14 protein-coding genes are annotated in these 14,763 nt (G+C 60.8%); 11 read left to right on the forward strand and 3 right to left on the reverse strand.

Annotated elements, in window-relative coordinates:
* The first annotated feature begins 24 nt into the window (after nucleotides 1-24).
* Both J7655_RS11220 and infA read left to right on the forward strand, forming a co-directional pair.
* Complete coding sequence (locus tag J7655_RS11220; protein WP_230924513.1) at nucleotides 25-732, forward strand: arginyltransferase; 708 nt, start codon at nucleotides 25-27, stop codon at nucleotides 730-732.
* A gap of 135 nt (nucleotides 733-867) precedes the next feature.
* A complete protein-coding gene (infA, locus tag J7655_RS11225; RefSeq protein ID WP_002553999.1) occupies nucleotides 868-1,086 on the forward strand; it encodes a translation initiation factor IF-1 in 219 nt (72 codons plus the stop codon).
* A gap of 95 nt (nucleotides 1,087-1,181) precedes the next feature.
* Here infA and clpA read toward each other — a convergent pair whose 3' ends face one another.
* Together clpA and clpS are read right to left on the reverse strand one after the other, a co-directional pair.
* Nucleotides 1,182-3,452 carry an ATP-dependent Clp protease ATP-binding subunit ClpA gene (gene clpA / locus J7655_RS11230; RefSeq protein ID WP_230924514.1) on the reverse strand — a complete coding sequence of 757 codons (2,271 nt, stop codon included), beginning with the start codon at nucleotides 3,450-3,452 and terminating at the stop codon, nucleotides 1,182-1,184.
* Between the two features lie 29 nt (nucleotides 3,453-3,481).
* Complete coding sequence (gene clpS, locus J7655_RS11235; protein WP_147810860.1) at nucleotides 3,482-3,844, reverse strand: ATP-dependent Clp protease adapter ClpS; 363 nt, start codon at nucleotides 3,842-3,844, stop codon at nucleotides 3,482-3,484.
* A 230-nt stretch (nucleotides 3,845-4,074) separates the two neighbouring features.
* Between clpS and cspD the strand changes: the two genes are divergently transcribed.
* On the forward strand, nucleotides 4,075-4,344 hold the full coding sequence (cspD, locus tag J7655_RS11240) for a cold shock domain-containing protein CspD (protein WP_017360860.1): 270 nt from the start codon (nucleotides 4,075-4,077) through the stop codon (nucleotides 4,342-4,344).
* A 100-nt stretch (nucleotides 4,345-4,444) separates the two neighbouring features.
* Here cspD and icd read toward each other — a convergent pair whose 3' ends face one another.
* Nucleotides 4,445-5,701: an NADP-dependent isocitrate dehydrogenase gene (gene icd / locus J7655_RS11245; protein ID WP_230924515.1), complete on the reverse strand. Its 1,257-nt coding sequence runs from the start codon at nucleotides 5,699-5,701 to the stop codon at nucleotides 4,445-4,447.
* A 357-nt stretch (nucleotides 5,702-6,058) separates the two neighbouring features.
* Between icd and J7655_RS11250 the strand changes: the two genes are divergently transcribed.
* The 8 genes from J7655_RS11250 to J7655_RS11285 all read left to right on the forward strand — a co-directional run bounded on the left by J7655_RS11250 (nucleotide 6,059) and on the right by J7655_RS11285 (nucleotide 14,763).
* Nucleotides 6,059-8,287, forward strand: coding sequence for an NADP-dependent isocitrate dehydrogenase (locus tag J7655_RS11250; RefSeq protein WP_230924516.1), 2,229 nt, complete (start codon nucleotides 6,059-6,061; stop codon nucleotides 8,285-8,287).
* A gap of 121 nt (nucleotides 8,288-8,408) precedes the next feature.
* Nucleotides 8,409-8,849, forward strand: coding sequence for an NUDIX hydrolase (locus J7655_RS11255; RefSeq protein WP_230924517.1), 441 nt, complete (start codon nucleotides 8,409-8,411; stop codon nucleotides 8,847-8,849).
* 136 nt (nucleotides 8,850-8,985) lie between these two features.
* Complete coding sequence (mnmA, locus tag J7655_RS11260) at nucleotides 8,986-10,098, forward strand: tRNA 2-thiouridine(34) synthase MnmA (protein ID WP_230924518.1); 1,113 nt, start codon at nucleotides 8,986-8,988, stop codon at nucleotides 10,096-10,098.
* Nucleotides 10,095-10,715: a high frequency lysogenization protein HflD gene (hflD, locus tag J7655_RS11265; RefSeq protein WP_230924519.1), complete on the forward strand. Its 621-nt coding sequence runs from the start codon at nucleotides 10,095-10,097 to the stop codon at nucleotides 10,713-10,715. The genes mnmA and hflD overlap by 4 nt, the downstream gene beginning before the upstream one ends.
* Before the next feature lie 2 nt (nucleotides 10,716-10,717).
* Complete coding sequence (locus J7655_RS11270) at nucleotides 10,718-11,581, forward strand: DMT family transporter (protein WP_230924520.1); 864 nt, start codon at nucleotides 10,718-10,720, stop codon at nucleotides 11,579-11,581.
* A gap of 148 nt (nucleotides 11,582-11,729) precedes the next feature.
* On the forward strand, nucleotides 11,730-13,100 hold the full coding sequence (purB, locus tag J7655_RS11275; RefSeq protein ID WP_230924521.1) for an adenylosuccinate lyase: 1,371 nt from the start codon (nucleotides 11,730-11,732) through the stop codon (nucleotides 13,098-13,100).
* Between the two features lie 78 nt (nucleotides 13,101-13,178).
* Entirely contained in the window at nucleotides 13,179-14,345 is a 1,167-nt protein-coding gene (locus J7655_RS11280) for a ribosomal protein uL16 3-hydroxylase (RefSeq protein ID WP_230924522.1), read from the forward strand.
* Nucleotides 14,338-14,763: a GNAT family N-acetyltransferase gene (locus J7655_RS11285; protein ID WP_013715487.1), complete on the forward strand. Its 426-nt coding sequence runs from the start codon at nucleotides 14,338-14,340 to the stop codon at nucleotides 14,761-14,763. Before J7655_RS11280 ends, J7655_RS11285 begins: the two co-directional genes overlap by 8 nt.

The following is a 14,763-nucleotide window of genomic DNA, read 5'->3' on the forward strand; positions in this document are numbered from 1 at the left end:
ACAAGGCTTTTTCGAGATTGCGCCATGACCGAGCTGGCCCGCCTGAAGTTCTATGCCACTCAACCTCATCCATGCAGCTATCTGCCGGAAGAACAGGCCACCACCCTGTTTCTCGACCCCAGCCAGCCCATGGATGCGCTGGTCTATGCCGAACTGTCGGAAATGGGCTTTCGCCGCAGTGGCGATCACCTCTACCGCCCGCATTGCCAACAGTGCACTGCCTGCATTCCGGCACGCATTCCAGCCGCGCACTTCAGCCCCAACCGGCAGCAACGACGCATTCTCAAGCGCAACGAAGACATCAGCGTGCGCTGCGTACGCCCGGTATTCACCGAAGAATATTACGACCTCTACGTACGCTACATCGAGCAGCGCCATGCCGATGGCGACATGTACCCACCCAGCCGCGATCAGTTTTCCACCTTCCTGGTGCGCGACCTGCCCTTTTCACGCTTCTACGAGTTCCGCCTGCAGGGCCGGTTGGTGGCGATTGCCGTCACCGACCTTCTGCCGAACGGCCTATCGGCGGTATATACCTTTTATGACCCGACCGAAGAGCGCCGTAGCCTGGGCCGCTTCGCCATTCTCTGGCAAATTGGCGAGACTGCACGCCAGGGGCTGCAGGCTGTCTATCTCGGCTACTGGATCAAGAATTGCCGCAAGATGAACTACAAGACCCAGTACCGCCCAATCGAACTCTTCGTAAACCAGCGCTGGACGCTGCTGACCTGACGCCTGCGTGGTATCCAACACGCCCCGCCCTCCAAGCCACTTGGCGCAGCCCCCTGTTTTCGGGCACAATGCACGCCGCTTTTGCCTGGCGCCAGTTGCACCGGGCCATTTCCTGGATACCGAGGGCTTTACTGCATGTCGAAAGAAGACAGCTTCGAAATGGAAGGCACTGTCGTCGACACCCTGCCCAACACCATGTTCCGCGTGGAGTTGGAAAACGGGCACGTCGTTACCGCGCACATCTCCGGCAAGATGCGCAAGAACTACATCCGCATTCTCACTGGTGACAAGGTGCGCGTTGAGCTGACGCCTTATGATTTGAGCAAGGGCCGCATCACCTACCGCGCCCGTTAAGCCAAGCACCAAACGAAAACGCCCGGCATCTGCCGGGCGTTTTCGTTGGTGTACTGAAAGCCACCAGAGCTTTCAGTACACCTGAGGCCATTCGATCAGGCGACCTCTGCCGCCGTCTCGAACTCGAAGCTGGGCTCGCCATCCTTGATGTCGATGTGCACCACACCGCCATGCTCGGCCAGCTCGCCAAAGAGGATTTCCTCCGCCAGTGGACGCTTGATCTTGTCCTGGATCAAACGCGCCATCGGCCGCGCGCCCATCATCACATCGTAACCGCGCTCGGCCAGCCAGCTACGCGCCGCATCGCTGACTTCAAGCGTGACACGCTTGTCCTCCAGCTGCGCCTGCAGTTCGGTGAGGAACTTGTCGACGATGCTCTTGATCGTCTCGTGGCTAAGGCGGCCGAACTGGATGATGGTATCCAGACGGTTGCGGAACTCCGGCGTGAAGCTCTTCTTGATCACTTCCATGGCATCGGTGGAGTGATCCTGCTGAGTGAAGCCGATCGAGGCACGCGAGGCGGTTTCCGCGCCGGCGTTGGTGGTCATGATCAGGATCACGTTGCGGAAATCCGCCTTGCGCCCGTTGTTGTCGGTCAGCGTACCGTGATCCATCACTTGCAGCAGCAGGTTGAAGACTTCCGGATGCGCCTTCTCGATCTCATCGAGCAGCAGCACGCAATGCGGCTGCTTGGTAATCGCCTCGGTCAAAAGGCCGCCCTGATCGAAACCGACATAGCCAGGCGGCGCACCGATCAGGCGCGACACGGTATGGCGCTCCATGTACTCGGACATGTCGAAACGCACCAGCTCGATGCCCATGGCCTTGGCCAATTGCCGCGCTGCCTCGGTCTTGCCCACGCCGGTAGGCCCGGCGAACAGGAAGGAGCCGACCGGCTTGTCCGGCGCCTTGAGGCCGGCACGCGACAGCTTGATCGCGGTTGCCAGCGAATCGATGGCAGCATCCTGACCGAATACGGTGAGCTTGAGATCACGCTCCAGATTGCGAAGCAGCTCCTTGTCGGAGCTGGAGACGTGTTTCGGCGGAATCCGCGCGATCTTGGCGACGATATCCTCGACCTGTGCGACCTCGATACGCGCCACGCGCTTGTCTTCCGGCTGCAGACGCTGGTAGGCACCCGCTTCGTCGATGACATCGATGGCCTTGTCCGGCATGTGCCGATCATTGATGTAGCGCGCAGCCAGCTCGGCCGCTGCACGCAGGGCCTCGTCGCTGTACTCGATGTTGTGATGCTGCTCGAAGCGCGCCTTGAGCCCCTTAAGAATGCCGACGGTATCCTCTACCGACGGCTCGACCACATCGACCTTCTGGAAGCGCCGTGCCAGCGCACGGTCCTTCTCGAAGATGCCGCGAAATTCCTGGAAGGTGGTGGAACCAATGCAGCGAATCTCACCCGAGGACAACATCGGCTTGAGCAGGTTGGAGGCATCCATGACTCCGCCCGAGGCCGCACCGGCACCGATGATGGTGTGAATCTCGTCGATGAAGAGGATGGCGTGCGGGCGCTTGCGCAGCTCATTGAGCAGCGCTTTGAAGCGCTTCTCGAAGTCGCCGCGGTATTTGGTACCGGCCAGCAGTGCACCGAGATCCAGGGAATAGACCACACTGTCGGCCAGCAGATCAGGCACCTGCTCGTCGACGATACGCTTGGCCAAGCCTTCGGCGATGGCTGTCTTGCCGACACCGGCCTCGCCTACCAGTAGCGGGTTGTTCTTGCGCCGACGGGCGAGAATCTGCGCAACACGCTCGACTTCATGCTCGCGCCCTACCAGCGGGTCGATACGCCCCTGGCGCGCCAGTTCGTTGAGGTTGCTGGCGTAGGCATCAAGCGGATTGCTGGACGCGGAGGATTCTCCCCCCTCCTCATCCTGCATCTCCTGATCATTCTCATGGTGCTCGCCATGACCCGGCACCTTGGAAATGCCATGCGCGATGTAGTTGACCACATCGATACGAGCGACACTCTGCTGCTTGAGCAGAAATACCGCCTGGCTTTCTTGCTCGCTGAAGATCGCCACCAGCACGTTGGCGCCGGTGACTTCACGCTTGCCGGAGCTCTGAACATGGAATACCGCACGCTGCAGCACACGCTGAAAGCCTAGGGTCGGTTGGGTTTCGCGGTCTTCATCGTGCTGAGGAATCAATGGCGTGGTGGAGTCGATGAACTCCTGCAGATCATGGCGCAGCTTGTCGAGGTTGGCCCCACAGGCCCGCAGGACACTGGCAGCCGCTTCGTTGTCCAGCAGGGCGAGCAGCAGATGCTCGACCGTCATGAACTCATGACGCTTGGCACGGGCCTCCTTGAAAGCCAGATTGAGGGTGACTTCGAGCTCTCGATTCAACATAGCTTCACCTCATACCCAAGTGGCCGGCGTTAACCGTCCTTCTCTATTTCACAGAGTAGCGGATGCTGACATTCCCGCGCGTACTGATTGACCTGCATCGCCTTGGTCTCTGCAATATCACGGGTGTACACACCACATACCGCACGCCCTTCCGTATGGACGGCGAGCATGATCTTGGTCGCTAGCTCACGGTTCATACCGAAAAAGGTTTCGAGCACTTCGACGACGAAATCCATCGGGGTGTAGTCGTCATTGAATAAGACCACCTTGTACATCGGTGGTGCCTGCAATGCGGGCTTGGATTCCTGAACAGCAATACCAGAGGAATCATCCTCATGCTCTGCCGGGTGATCCTGATTGAATGTTAGTCGAATCTGGCTACTTGCATGCATGCTGAAATCAGAGGTTCAGGGCCGGGCGAACAGGGATACTAGAAGGAGTTTGACTGAGTTCTCAGCCATCCGCCGTATAGCCTTGACTAACGGCAAAAGGGTGTTACAACAAATGAGTACCCATACGCGGGTATCAGGGATTCCGCGCCTTCGCCCGGCCTGGTCGGTTATCGCGCGGAATGAAGTGGATGATACTCCAGAGATGGAGTCCTTTGCAGAGGGATATCAGCATGCTCAGCGGTAAGGTCAAGTGGTTCAACAACGCCAAAGGCTATGGATTCATCCTGGCCGACGGCCGAGATGAGGACCTGTTCGCCCACTACTCGGCCATCCAGATGGACGGTTATAAAACGCTCAAGGCCGGTCAGCCGGTCCGCTTCGAGATCGTGCAAGGCCCCAAAGGTCTGCATGCGGTCAATATCAGCGCAGCCAGCGCCACTCAGGATGCCCCCGTGGCAGCCACCCAGACGCAGAGTATCGCGAGCACTGCCGAAGTCTGAGCATCCTGACCCACAGCTTCATCGAATACGAAGCACATGGATGTGCTTAACACGAAAAGGCCGGTCATTTGACCGGCCTTTTTTTCACACCTTAATCAGCCTACATATGGCTGATCATCGCATCGCCGAACTCGGAGCACGACATCAGCTTCGCACCTTCCATCAAACGTTCGAAGTCATAGGTCACGGTCTTCGCAGCGATGGCGCCGTTGGTGCCCTTGATGATCAGATCGGCCGCCTCGGCCCAGCCCATGTGACGCAACATCATCTCGGCCGAGAGAATGACCGAGCCCGGATTGACCTTGTCCTGGCCGGCGTATTTCGGCGCCGTGCCGTGAGTCGCCTCGAACATCGCCACGGAGTCGGACAGGTTGGCACCCGGCGCGATACCGATGCCACCGACTTCGGCCGCCAGGGCGTCGGACAGATAGTCGCCATTGAGGTTGAGCGTGGCGATCACGTCATATTCGGCCGGACGCAGCAGGATCTGCTGGAGCATGGCGTCGGCAATCACGTCCTTGACCACGATATTCTTGCCGGTACGCGGATTCTTGAACTGCATCCAAGGGCCGCCATCGAGCAGCTCGGCACCGAATTCGTCACGCGCGATTTCGTAACCCCACTCCTTGAAGGCACCTTCGGTGAACTTCATGATGTTGCCCTTGTGCACCAGAGTCACCGAGCTGCGGTCGTTATCGACTGCGTACTGCAATGCCTTGCGCACCAGGCGCTTGGTGCCCGCTTCGGAGACCGGTTTGATGCCGATACCACACATTTCGGTGAAGCGGATCTTCTTGACGCCCATTTCCTCGGTGAGGAACTTGATGACTTTCTCGGCTTCAGGGCTGCCGGCCTTCCACTCGACGCCGGCATAGATGTCTTCGGAGTTCTCGCGGAAGATCACCATGTCCACGTCACCCGGTTTCTTCACCGGGCTGGGCACGCCCTCGAACCAGCGCACCGGGCGCAGGCAGACATAAAGGTCGAGCTCCTGGCGCAGGGCTACGTTCAATGAACGGATGCCGCCGCCTACGGGCGTGGTCAGCGGGCCTTTGATCGAGACCACGTAATCACGCACGGCCTCGAGGGTTTCTTTCGGCAGCCAGGTGTCCTGATCGTAAACCTGAGTGGCTTTCTCGCCGGCATAAACCTCCATCCAGGAGATCTTGCGGGCGCCGCCGTAGGCCTTCTCAACCGCAGCGTCGACCACCTTGATCATCACCGGGGAAATATCGACACCAATACCGTCACCCTCGATGAACGGGATGATCGGATTGTCTGGAACATTCAGCGACATATCGGCGTTGACGGTGATTTTGTCACCGCTGGCTGGCACCTGGATCTTTTGGTATCCCATGCTGGACTCCATCTTGTGGTTAGACAGTGTGCACTCCCGAGAGTAGCGCAAACCACGAACCACAGACACATGTGCAAAGGTCTTATTCAACAGGGCATTCTGCGACGAGGCGTCGCAGTGGTATACTGCTTAGGTGACTAACGAGTCATAAGGGGCAGCCTGCCTGAACCAGGCAGCAACCTCTTGCAACCGGTAAACGGCCACCACTGTTTAGCGGCTCGAATTGCTCGACACTCTACGGGTGCATCCAACATCACCGCGGCGAGTCCTCGACCCGGCTCCACCATCCTGGAGTTCGCGCCACACGCGCAGGTCGAGTTTCTATGCGCGCTCAGCAAAGAAGAGAGTTAACCCTAAATGTCCACCCCTTCGAAGATCATCTACACCTTCACCGACGAAGCTCCGGCCCTTGCCACCTATTCGCTTCTGCCAATAGTAGAAGCCTTTGCCGCATCGGCTGACATCTCCGTTGAAACCCGCGACATCTCTCTTGCTGGGCGGATCCTGGCAAGCTTTGCCGACCGCCTGGACGCCGACAAGCGCATCGACGACGACCTGGCCAAGCTGGCCGAGCTGACTCTGCAGCCGGACGCCAACATCATCAAGCTGCCGAACATCAGCGCCTCCGTACCGCAGCTCAAGGCCGCCATCGCCGAGCTGCAGGCCCAGGGCTACAACATCCCGGACTTCCCGGAAGACCCGCAAAGCGACGAAGACAAGGAAGTGCGCGCCCGTTACAGCAAGGTATTGGGTAGCGCCGTGAACCCGGTACTGCGTGAAGGCAACTCCGACCGCCGCGCCCCGGCCGCGGTCAAGGCCTACGCCCGCAAGCACCCGCACAGCATGGGCAAGTGGAGCATGGCTTCGCAGTCCCACGCCGACTACATGCGTGGCGGCGACTTCTTCTCCAGCGAACAGTCGATCACCATGGCCAAGGCCGGTGACGTGCGCATCGAGTTCGTCGGCAAGGACGGCAAGGTCGAAGTCAAGAAGCAACTCGCCCTGCAGGAAGGCGAAGTGCTCGACAGCATGTTCATGAGCTGCAACAAACTGCGCGACTTCTTCGAGAAGACCCTGCAGGACTGCAAAGAAACCGGCGTGATGTGGTCCCTGCACGTCAAGGCGACCATGATGAAGGTCTCCCACCCGATCGTCTTCGGTCACGCCGTCAGCGTTTACTACAAGGACGTGTTCGACAAGTACGGCGAGCTGTTCAAGGAACTGGGCGTCAACCCGAACAACGGCATCAGCAGCGTCTACGACAAGATCAAGGCCCTGCCGGCCTCGCAGCAGGAAGAAATCCTGCATGACATCCACGAGGTTTACGCCCATCGCCCGGAAATGGCCATGGTCGACTCGGTCAAGGGCATCACCAACCTACACATCCCGAGCGACGTGATCGTCGACGCCTCGATGCCGGCGATGATCCGCAACTCCGGTCAGATGTGGGGCAAGGACGGCAAGCAGAAAGACACCAAGGCCGTCATGCCTGAGAGCACCTACGCGCGCATCTATCAGGAAATGATCAACTTCTGCAAAACCAACGGCGCGTTCGATCCGACCACCATGGGCAGCGTACCGAACGTCGGTCTGATGGCGCAGAAGGCCGAGGAATACGGCTCCCACGACAAGACCTTCGAAATGACCGCAGACGGCACCATGCGCGTCGTCGCAGCCGATGGCACCGTGCTGATGCAGCACGAAGTCGAAGCCGGTGACATCTGGCGCGCCTGCCAGACCAAGGACGCGCCGATTCGCGACTGGGTCAAGCTGGCCGTTACCCGCGCCCGTCAGTCCAACACCCCGGCCATCTTCTGGCTAGACCCGGAGCGCGCCCACGACCGCGAACTGCAGAAGAAGGTCGAGCTGTACCTCAAGGACCACGACCTGACCGGTCTGGACATCCGCATGATGGGCTACAACGAAGCCATCCGCATGTCCATGGAACGCATGATCCGCGGCCAGGACACCATCTCGGTAACCGGCAACGTACTGCGTGACTACCTGACCGACCTGTTCCCGATCATGGAGCTGGGCACTTCGGCCAAGATGCTGTCCATCGTTCCGCTGATGGCGGGTGGCGGCATGTACGAAACCGGTGCCGGCGGCTCGGCTCCGAAACATGTACAACAGCTGGTCGAAGAGAACTACCTGCGCTGGGATTCCCTGGGCGAGTTCCTGGCCCTGGCCGTGTCGCTGGAAGAAACCGGCATCAAGACCAACAACGCCAAGGCCAAGGTACTGGGCAAGACCCTGGATCAGGCCACCGGCAAGCTGCTGGACAACAACAAGTCCCCGGCGCGCAAGGTCGGCGAGATCGACAACCGTGGCAGCCACTTCTACCTGGCGCTGTACTGGGCACAAGCTCTGGCCGAGCAGAATGACGATGCCGAGCTGAAAGCGCACTTCGCCCCGCTGGCCAAGCAACTGACCGAGCAGGAAGCGACCATCGTCAGCGAACTGGCCGCCGTACAGGGCAAGCCGGCTGACATCGGCGGCTACTACCGCTCCAACCCCGAGCTGACCAGCAAGGTGATGCGCCCCAGCGCCACCTTCAACGCTGCGCTGGCTGCACTGAATGCCTGATAAGGCTTGAGTGTCAAAAGAACCCCGGCCCTGCGCCGGGGTTCTTTTTTAAGCAGAACTTTCGCGAGCAGCACTCGCCGCCGCAAAATCCTGCTCATCGACCTTTTTCTGGAGCACCGAAATGGACTGGCAACCGCATATAACCGTGGCCACGGTGATCGAAGAGAATGGCCGTTTTCTGTTCGTCGAAGAATTCAAGGCTGGCCGTATGGTGCTCAACCAGCCGGCCGGACACCTTGAAGCCAACGAATCGCTGCGCGAAGCCGCACTGCGCGAAACCCTCGAGGAAACCGGCTGGGACGTGGAGCTGACTGCCCTGCTCGGCATCTATCTCTACACCGCACCAAGCAACGGCGTGACCTACCAGCGCGTGTGCTTCAGCGCCCGCCCCGTGCGCCATGACCCTGAACGCGAACTGGACAGCGACATCAGCGGCATCACCTGGCTGACCCGTGACGAGCTGGCCGCCCAGCCGGAGCGTTGGCGCAGCGAGCTGGTGCTGCGCTGCGTGGACGATTACCTGGCCGGCATACGAGGTTCTCTGGAACTGCTGCGTGACTAAGCGTAGCCCGGATGAAATCCGGGGGTGCTTGGCATGACCTTCCCGGACTTCATCCGAGCTACGGGCTGGCGCGCCCTACCTGGGCCGGGCTTTCTGGTAGACTCGACAACTTTTCAGGCTTCACTCGCAGATTCCCATGCAAGCACCCAACACCCAACGCGTGATCGTCGGCATGTCCGGCGGCGTCGACTCGTCCGTTTCCGCCCTGCTGCTAATCGAACAGGGTTACCAGGTCGAAGGCCTGTTCATGAAGAACTGGGACGAAGACGACGGCACCGAATACTGCACCGCCATGGATGACCTGGCCGACGCCCAGGCCGTATGCGACCGCATCGGTATCAAGCTGCACACCGCCAACTTTGCTGCGGAGTACTGGGACAACGTGTTCGAGCATTTCCTGGCCGAATACAAGGCCGGACGCACGCCGAACCCGGACATCCTGTGCAACCGCGAGATCAAGTTCAAAGCCTTCCTCGACTACGCCCTGAGCCTCGGCGCGGATCTGATCGCCACCGGTCACTACGTGCGTCGCCGCGACATCGATGGCCGCACCGAACTGCTCAAGGGCCTGGATCCGAACAAGGATCAGAGCTACTTCCTGCACGCTGTCGGCGGCGAACAGATCGCCAAGACCCTGTTCCCGGTCGGCGAACTGGAAAAGCCGCAAGTGCGCGCCATCGCCGAGAAATACGAGCTGGCCACGGCGAAGAAGAAGGATTCCACCGGCATCTGCTTCATCGGTGAGCGTCGTTTCAGCGATTTTCTCAAGCAGTACCTGCCGGCGCAGCCCGGGGATATCGAGACCACCGACGGTCAGGTCATTGGCCGTCACCACGGCCTGATGTACCACACCATCGGCCAGCGTCAGGGGCTCGGTATCGGCGGCCTCAAGGATGCCAGCGATGATCCCTGGTACGTACTGCGCAAGGATCTGACACGCAATGTGCTGATCGTCGGTCAGGGCAACGAGCACCCCTGGCTGTTCTCCCGCGCCCTGCTCGCCTCAGACATCTACTGGGTAAACCCCGTAGATCTGAGCACGCCGCGCCGCCTCACCGCCAAGGTGCGCTACCGCCAGAGCGACCAGGCCTGCACCCTGGAGAAAACCGAGAACGGCTATCGCGCCGTGTTCGACGCACCGCAACGCGCCGTCACTCCGGGTCAGTCCGTAGTGTTCTACGACGGCGAGGTGTGCCTCGGCGGCGGCGTGATCGAAACCGCAGAAGCCTGGTACGAGGACGCCCGATGAGCCCGATGCAGGAACAACTGGTTGCCCTGGGCGCCGTATTCGAAGCCGCCGTACTGGCCGACAAGATCGCCCGCACTGGCCAGGTCAGCGAAGCCTCGATGGGCTGCATGCTCGGCAGCCTGCTGGTGCGCGACCCGAAAAGCACTTTGGATGTATACGGTGGCGACGACCTCAACCTGCGTGATGGCTATCGCGCCCTGATCAGCTCGCTGGAACGCAATCCATCCGCCCTGCAGCGCGAGCCGTTGCGTTATTCGCTGGCGATGATCGGCCTGGAGCGGCAACTGGATAAACGCAGCGACATGCTGCAGATCATGGGCAGTCGGCTGGATCAGATCCAGCAACAGGTCGAACATTTCGGCCTGGTCCACGACAACGTCATCGCTGCCTGCGGCGGCCTCTATCAGGACACCATCAGCACCTTCCGCCAGCGCATCCAGGTGCATGGCGACATGCGCTTCCTGCAGCAGCCTAACAATGCGGCGAAAATTCGCGCGCTACTACTCGCCGGCATCCGCTCGGCGCGTCTGTGGCGTCAGCTCGGCGGCCACCGCTGGCAGTTGGTATTCAGTCGCGGCAAGCTGCTCAAAGCGCTCTACGACATGACGCGAAACTGACCATGGAGCCCGCCAGCCGCAACGTCAAACCCCTTCAGGGTGCCCTGCTGCTGGCGCTCTCGGCGCTGCTGTTTGCCTTCACCGGAGTCGGCATCCGCGAGATTTCCGTCAGCGTCAACAACGAGTCAGTGGTGTTCTTCCGCAACCTGGTCGGCGTGTTGTTCTTCCTGCCGCTGCTGCTGGTGCGCGGCATTCGCCCGTTGCGCACGACACGCCTGAAGTCCCATCTGTGGCGCACCACCTATGGCCTGGCGGCGATGTACTGCTTCTTTTATACCATCGCCCATCTGCCATTGGCCGACGCCATGCTGTTCACCTATTCGGCCCCCGTCTTCACTCCGCTGATCGCGCATATCTGGCTCAAGGAACCACTGACCCGACGCATGCTGATCAGCAGCCTGATTGGCTTGTGTGGCGTACTGCTGGTAGCCAAACCCAGCGCAGCATTATTCGAAGGGCCAGCCCTGGCCGGCCTGGCTGCCAGCCTGCTGGCGGCCTTTGCCTTCGTCTCCATTCGAGAGATGAGCGACAGCGAGCCGGCGACCCGCATCGTCTTCTATTTCTCGCTGTTTTCCGCGTTGTTTTCCGCCATCCCGCTGACCTGGAGCTGGCAGCCGCTGGACGCCAACCAGCTTGGCTGGCTGCTGGGCATCGGCCTGCTGGCCACCGCCAGCCAGGTGATCATGTCACGCGCCTACGGCCTGGCGCCGCCCGGACTGATCGGCCCGGTCGCCTACCTGGCCATCGTCTTCGCCGGCCTCATCGCCTGGCTGCTCTGGGGCGAAACACCAGACACCCTCTCGCTGTTCGGCGCGGCGCTGATTTTTGCCGCCAGTCTGTTATCGGTCGCAAGACGCAGGGCATAGGCGGCCAAGCGCCGGTTTTCATGTATGATATGCGCCCTTTTCGTCAGAGGTCGTCCAGGCACCTGAGCTAGCGCCCGCTTCATCGAAGCCGGCGCGATGCACAGCGATCCAGGATGACTTTTCAGCCCGACAGCTCGAGAACGCCTACATGCAGCTTTCCTCGCTCACCGCGGTTTCCCCCGTCGACGGCCGCTACGCCGGCAAAACCAGCGCCCTGCGCCCCATCTTCAGCGAATACGGCCTGATCCGCAGCCGCGTACTGGTCGAAGTGCGCTGGCTGCAGCGCCTGGCTGCCCACGAAGGTATTCCGGAAGTCGCGCCCTTCTCCGCCGAAGCCAATGCCCTGCTCAACGAGCTGGCCGAGAACTTCGCCGTCGAGCACGCCGAGCGCGTCAAGGAAATCGAGCGCACCACCAACCACGACGTCAAGGCCGTGGAATACCTGCTTAAGGAGCAGGCTGCCAAGCTGCCGGAGCTGGACAAGGTCAGCGAGTTCATCCACTTCGCCTGCACCAGCGAGGACATCAACAACCTGTCCCACGCCCTGATGCTGCGCGAAGGCCGCGACAACGTGCTGCTGCCGCTGATGCAGCAACTGGCAGGCGCCATCCGCGAGCTGGCGGTGAAGTTCGCCGACGTGCCGATGCTCTCGCGCACCCACGGCCAGCCGGCTTCGCCGACCACCCTGGGCAAGGAACTGGCCAACGTCGTCTACCGCCTGGAGCGGCAGATCGCTCAGGTCGCTGCCGTGCCGCTGCTGGGCAAGATCAACGGCGCCGTGGGCAACTACAATGCGCACCTGTCGGCCTACCCGAGCATCGACTGGGAAGCCAACGCCCGTCAGTTCATCGAAGGTGACCTGGGCCTGACCTTCAACCCCTACACCACCCAGATCGAGCCGCATGACTACATCGCCGAACTGTTCGACGCCATCGCGCGCTTCAACACCATCCTGATCGACTTCGACCGCGACGTCTGGGGCTATATATCCCTCGGCTACTTCAAGCAGAAGACCGTGGCCGGCGAAATCGGCTCCTCGACCATGCCGCACAAGGTCAACCCGATCGACTTCGAGAATTCCGAAGGCAACCTGGGCATCGCCAACGCGATCTTCCAGCACCTGGCCAGCAAGCTGCCGATCTCCCGCTGGCAGCGCGACCTGACCGACTCCACTGTGCTGCGCAACCTCGGCGTCGGCTTCGCTCACAGCGTCATCGCCTATGAAGCCAGCCTCAAGGGCATCGGCAAACTGGAATTGAACGAGCAGCGCATCGCCGCCGATCTGGACGCCTGCTGGGAAGTGCTTGCCGAGCCGATCCAGACCGTGATGCGCCGCTATGCCATCGAGAACCCCTACGAGAAGCTCAAAGAGCTGACCCGCGGCAAGGGCATCAGCCCAGAGGCTCTGTTGGCCTTCATCGATGGCCTGGACATGCCAGCCGCCGCCAAGGAAGAGCTCAAGCAACTGACCCCGGCGCGCTACATTGGTAACGCCGTGGCCCAGGCCAAGCGTATCTAAGCGCGACCAGCCTCGAGGACGCCCGGCTGAGCCGGGCGTTTTTGTTTTAAGGTTTTTATCTATTTCAAGGGCTTACTGATGAATCCTGATACTCCGCTGCAATTGCTGGGTGGCCTCACAGCCCGTGAATTCCTGCGCGACTACTGGCAGAAGAAGCCGCTGCTGGTGCGTCAGGCGATCCCGGACTTCGAAAGCCCGATCAGCCCGGACGAACTGGCTGGCCTGGCGCTGGAAGAAGAAGTCGAATCGCGCCTGGTGATCGAGCACGGCAAGCGCCCCTGGGAACTGCAGCGCGGCCCGTTCAACGAAGACACCTTCCAGGGCCTGCCCGAGCGCGACTGGACCCTGCTGGTGCAGGCCGTCGACCAGTTCGTCCCGGAAGTGGCCGAACTGCTGGAAGACTTCAAGTTCCTGCCCAAATGGCGCATCGACGACTTGATGATCAGCTTCGCCGCCCCCGGTGGCGGTGTCGGCCCGCATTTCGACAACTACGACGTATTCCTGCTGCAGGCCCACGGCCATCGCCGCTGGCAGATTGGCCAGATGTGCGATGCCGACAGCCCGCTGCTCCCCCACGCCGATCTGAAGATCCTGGCTGAATTTGAACCAACCGATGAATGGGTGCTGGCACCCGGCGACATGCTCTATCTGCCGCCCTGCCTCGCCCACTGTGGCACCGCTGAGGATGATTGCATGACCTATTCCGTGGGCTTCCGCGCGCCGAGCGCCGCTGAAGTACTGACCCATTTCACTGATTTCCTCGGCCAGTTCCTGCCCGACGAAGAGCGTTACAGCGATGCCGACATCCAGCCGAGCGAGGATCCCAACCAGATCCAGCGCGATGCCCTGGAACGCCTCAAGGCTCTGCTCAACGAGCACATGAGCGACGAACGCCTGCTGATGACCTGGTTCGGCCAGTTCATGACCGAACCCAAGTACCCCGAGCTGGTTGCCGGCATCGAGATCGAGGAAGAAGACTTCCTCGGCGCCCTGGAAGATGGCGCGATCCTGATCCGCAACCCCAGCGCGCGCATGGCCTGGTCGGAAGTCGGTGAAGATCTGGTGCTGTTCGCCAGTGGCCAGAGCCGCCTGGTTTCGGCCCACCTGCGTGAGCTATTGAAGCTGATCTGCAGCGCCGATGCGTTACATGTGGAAAACCTCGGCGCCTGGCTGGCCGACGACGAGGGGCGTACCCTGCTGTGGGAACTGGTCAAACAAGGCAGCCTGGGATTTGCCGATGAGTGAGATCTCCGTCCGAGTCGCGGACTGGCATAGGGACAATGCCGAGCTTCGTCGTATCCGCGACAGCGTATTCGTCGCCGAGCAATCGGTGCCGCCGGAACTGGAGTGGGACGCCGAAGATACCGAGGCCGTGCACTTTCTCGCAGAGGAAGGTGACTACCCGGTTGGCACCGCGCGCCTGCTGCCGGATGGCCATATCGGTCGTGTCTCGGTACTGAAGGACTGGCGCGGCCTCAAGGTCGGCGAGAAACTGATGCAGGCGGTGATCGCAGAAGCGGAAAAACGCGGCCTGCATCAGCAAATGCTCACCGCTCAGGTGCACGCGACGCCGTTCTATGAAAGGCTAGGCTTCAGGATTGTCAGCGAAGAGTACCTCGACGCCGGCATACCGCACGTGGATATGGTGCGCACCAGCCAATAG

Source organism: Pseudomonas wenzhouensis, from assembly GCF_021029445.1.
GTDB classification, from domain to species: Bacteria; Pseudomonadota; Gammaproteobacteria; order Pseudomonadales; family Pseudomonadaceae; genus Aquipseudomonas; species Aquipseudomonas wenzhouensis.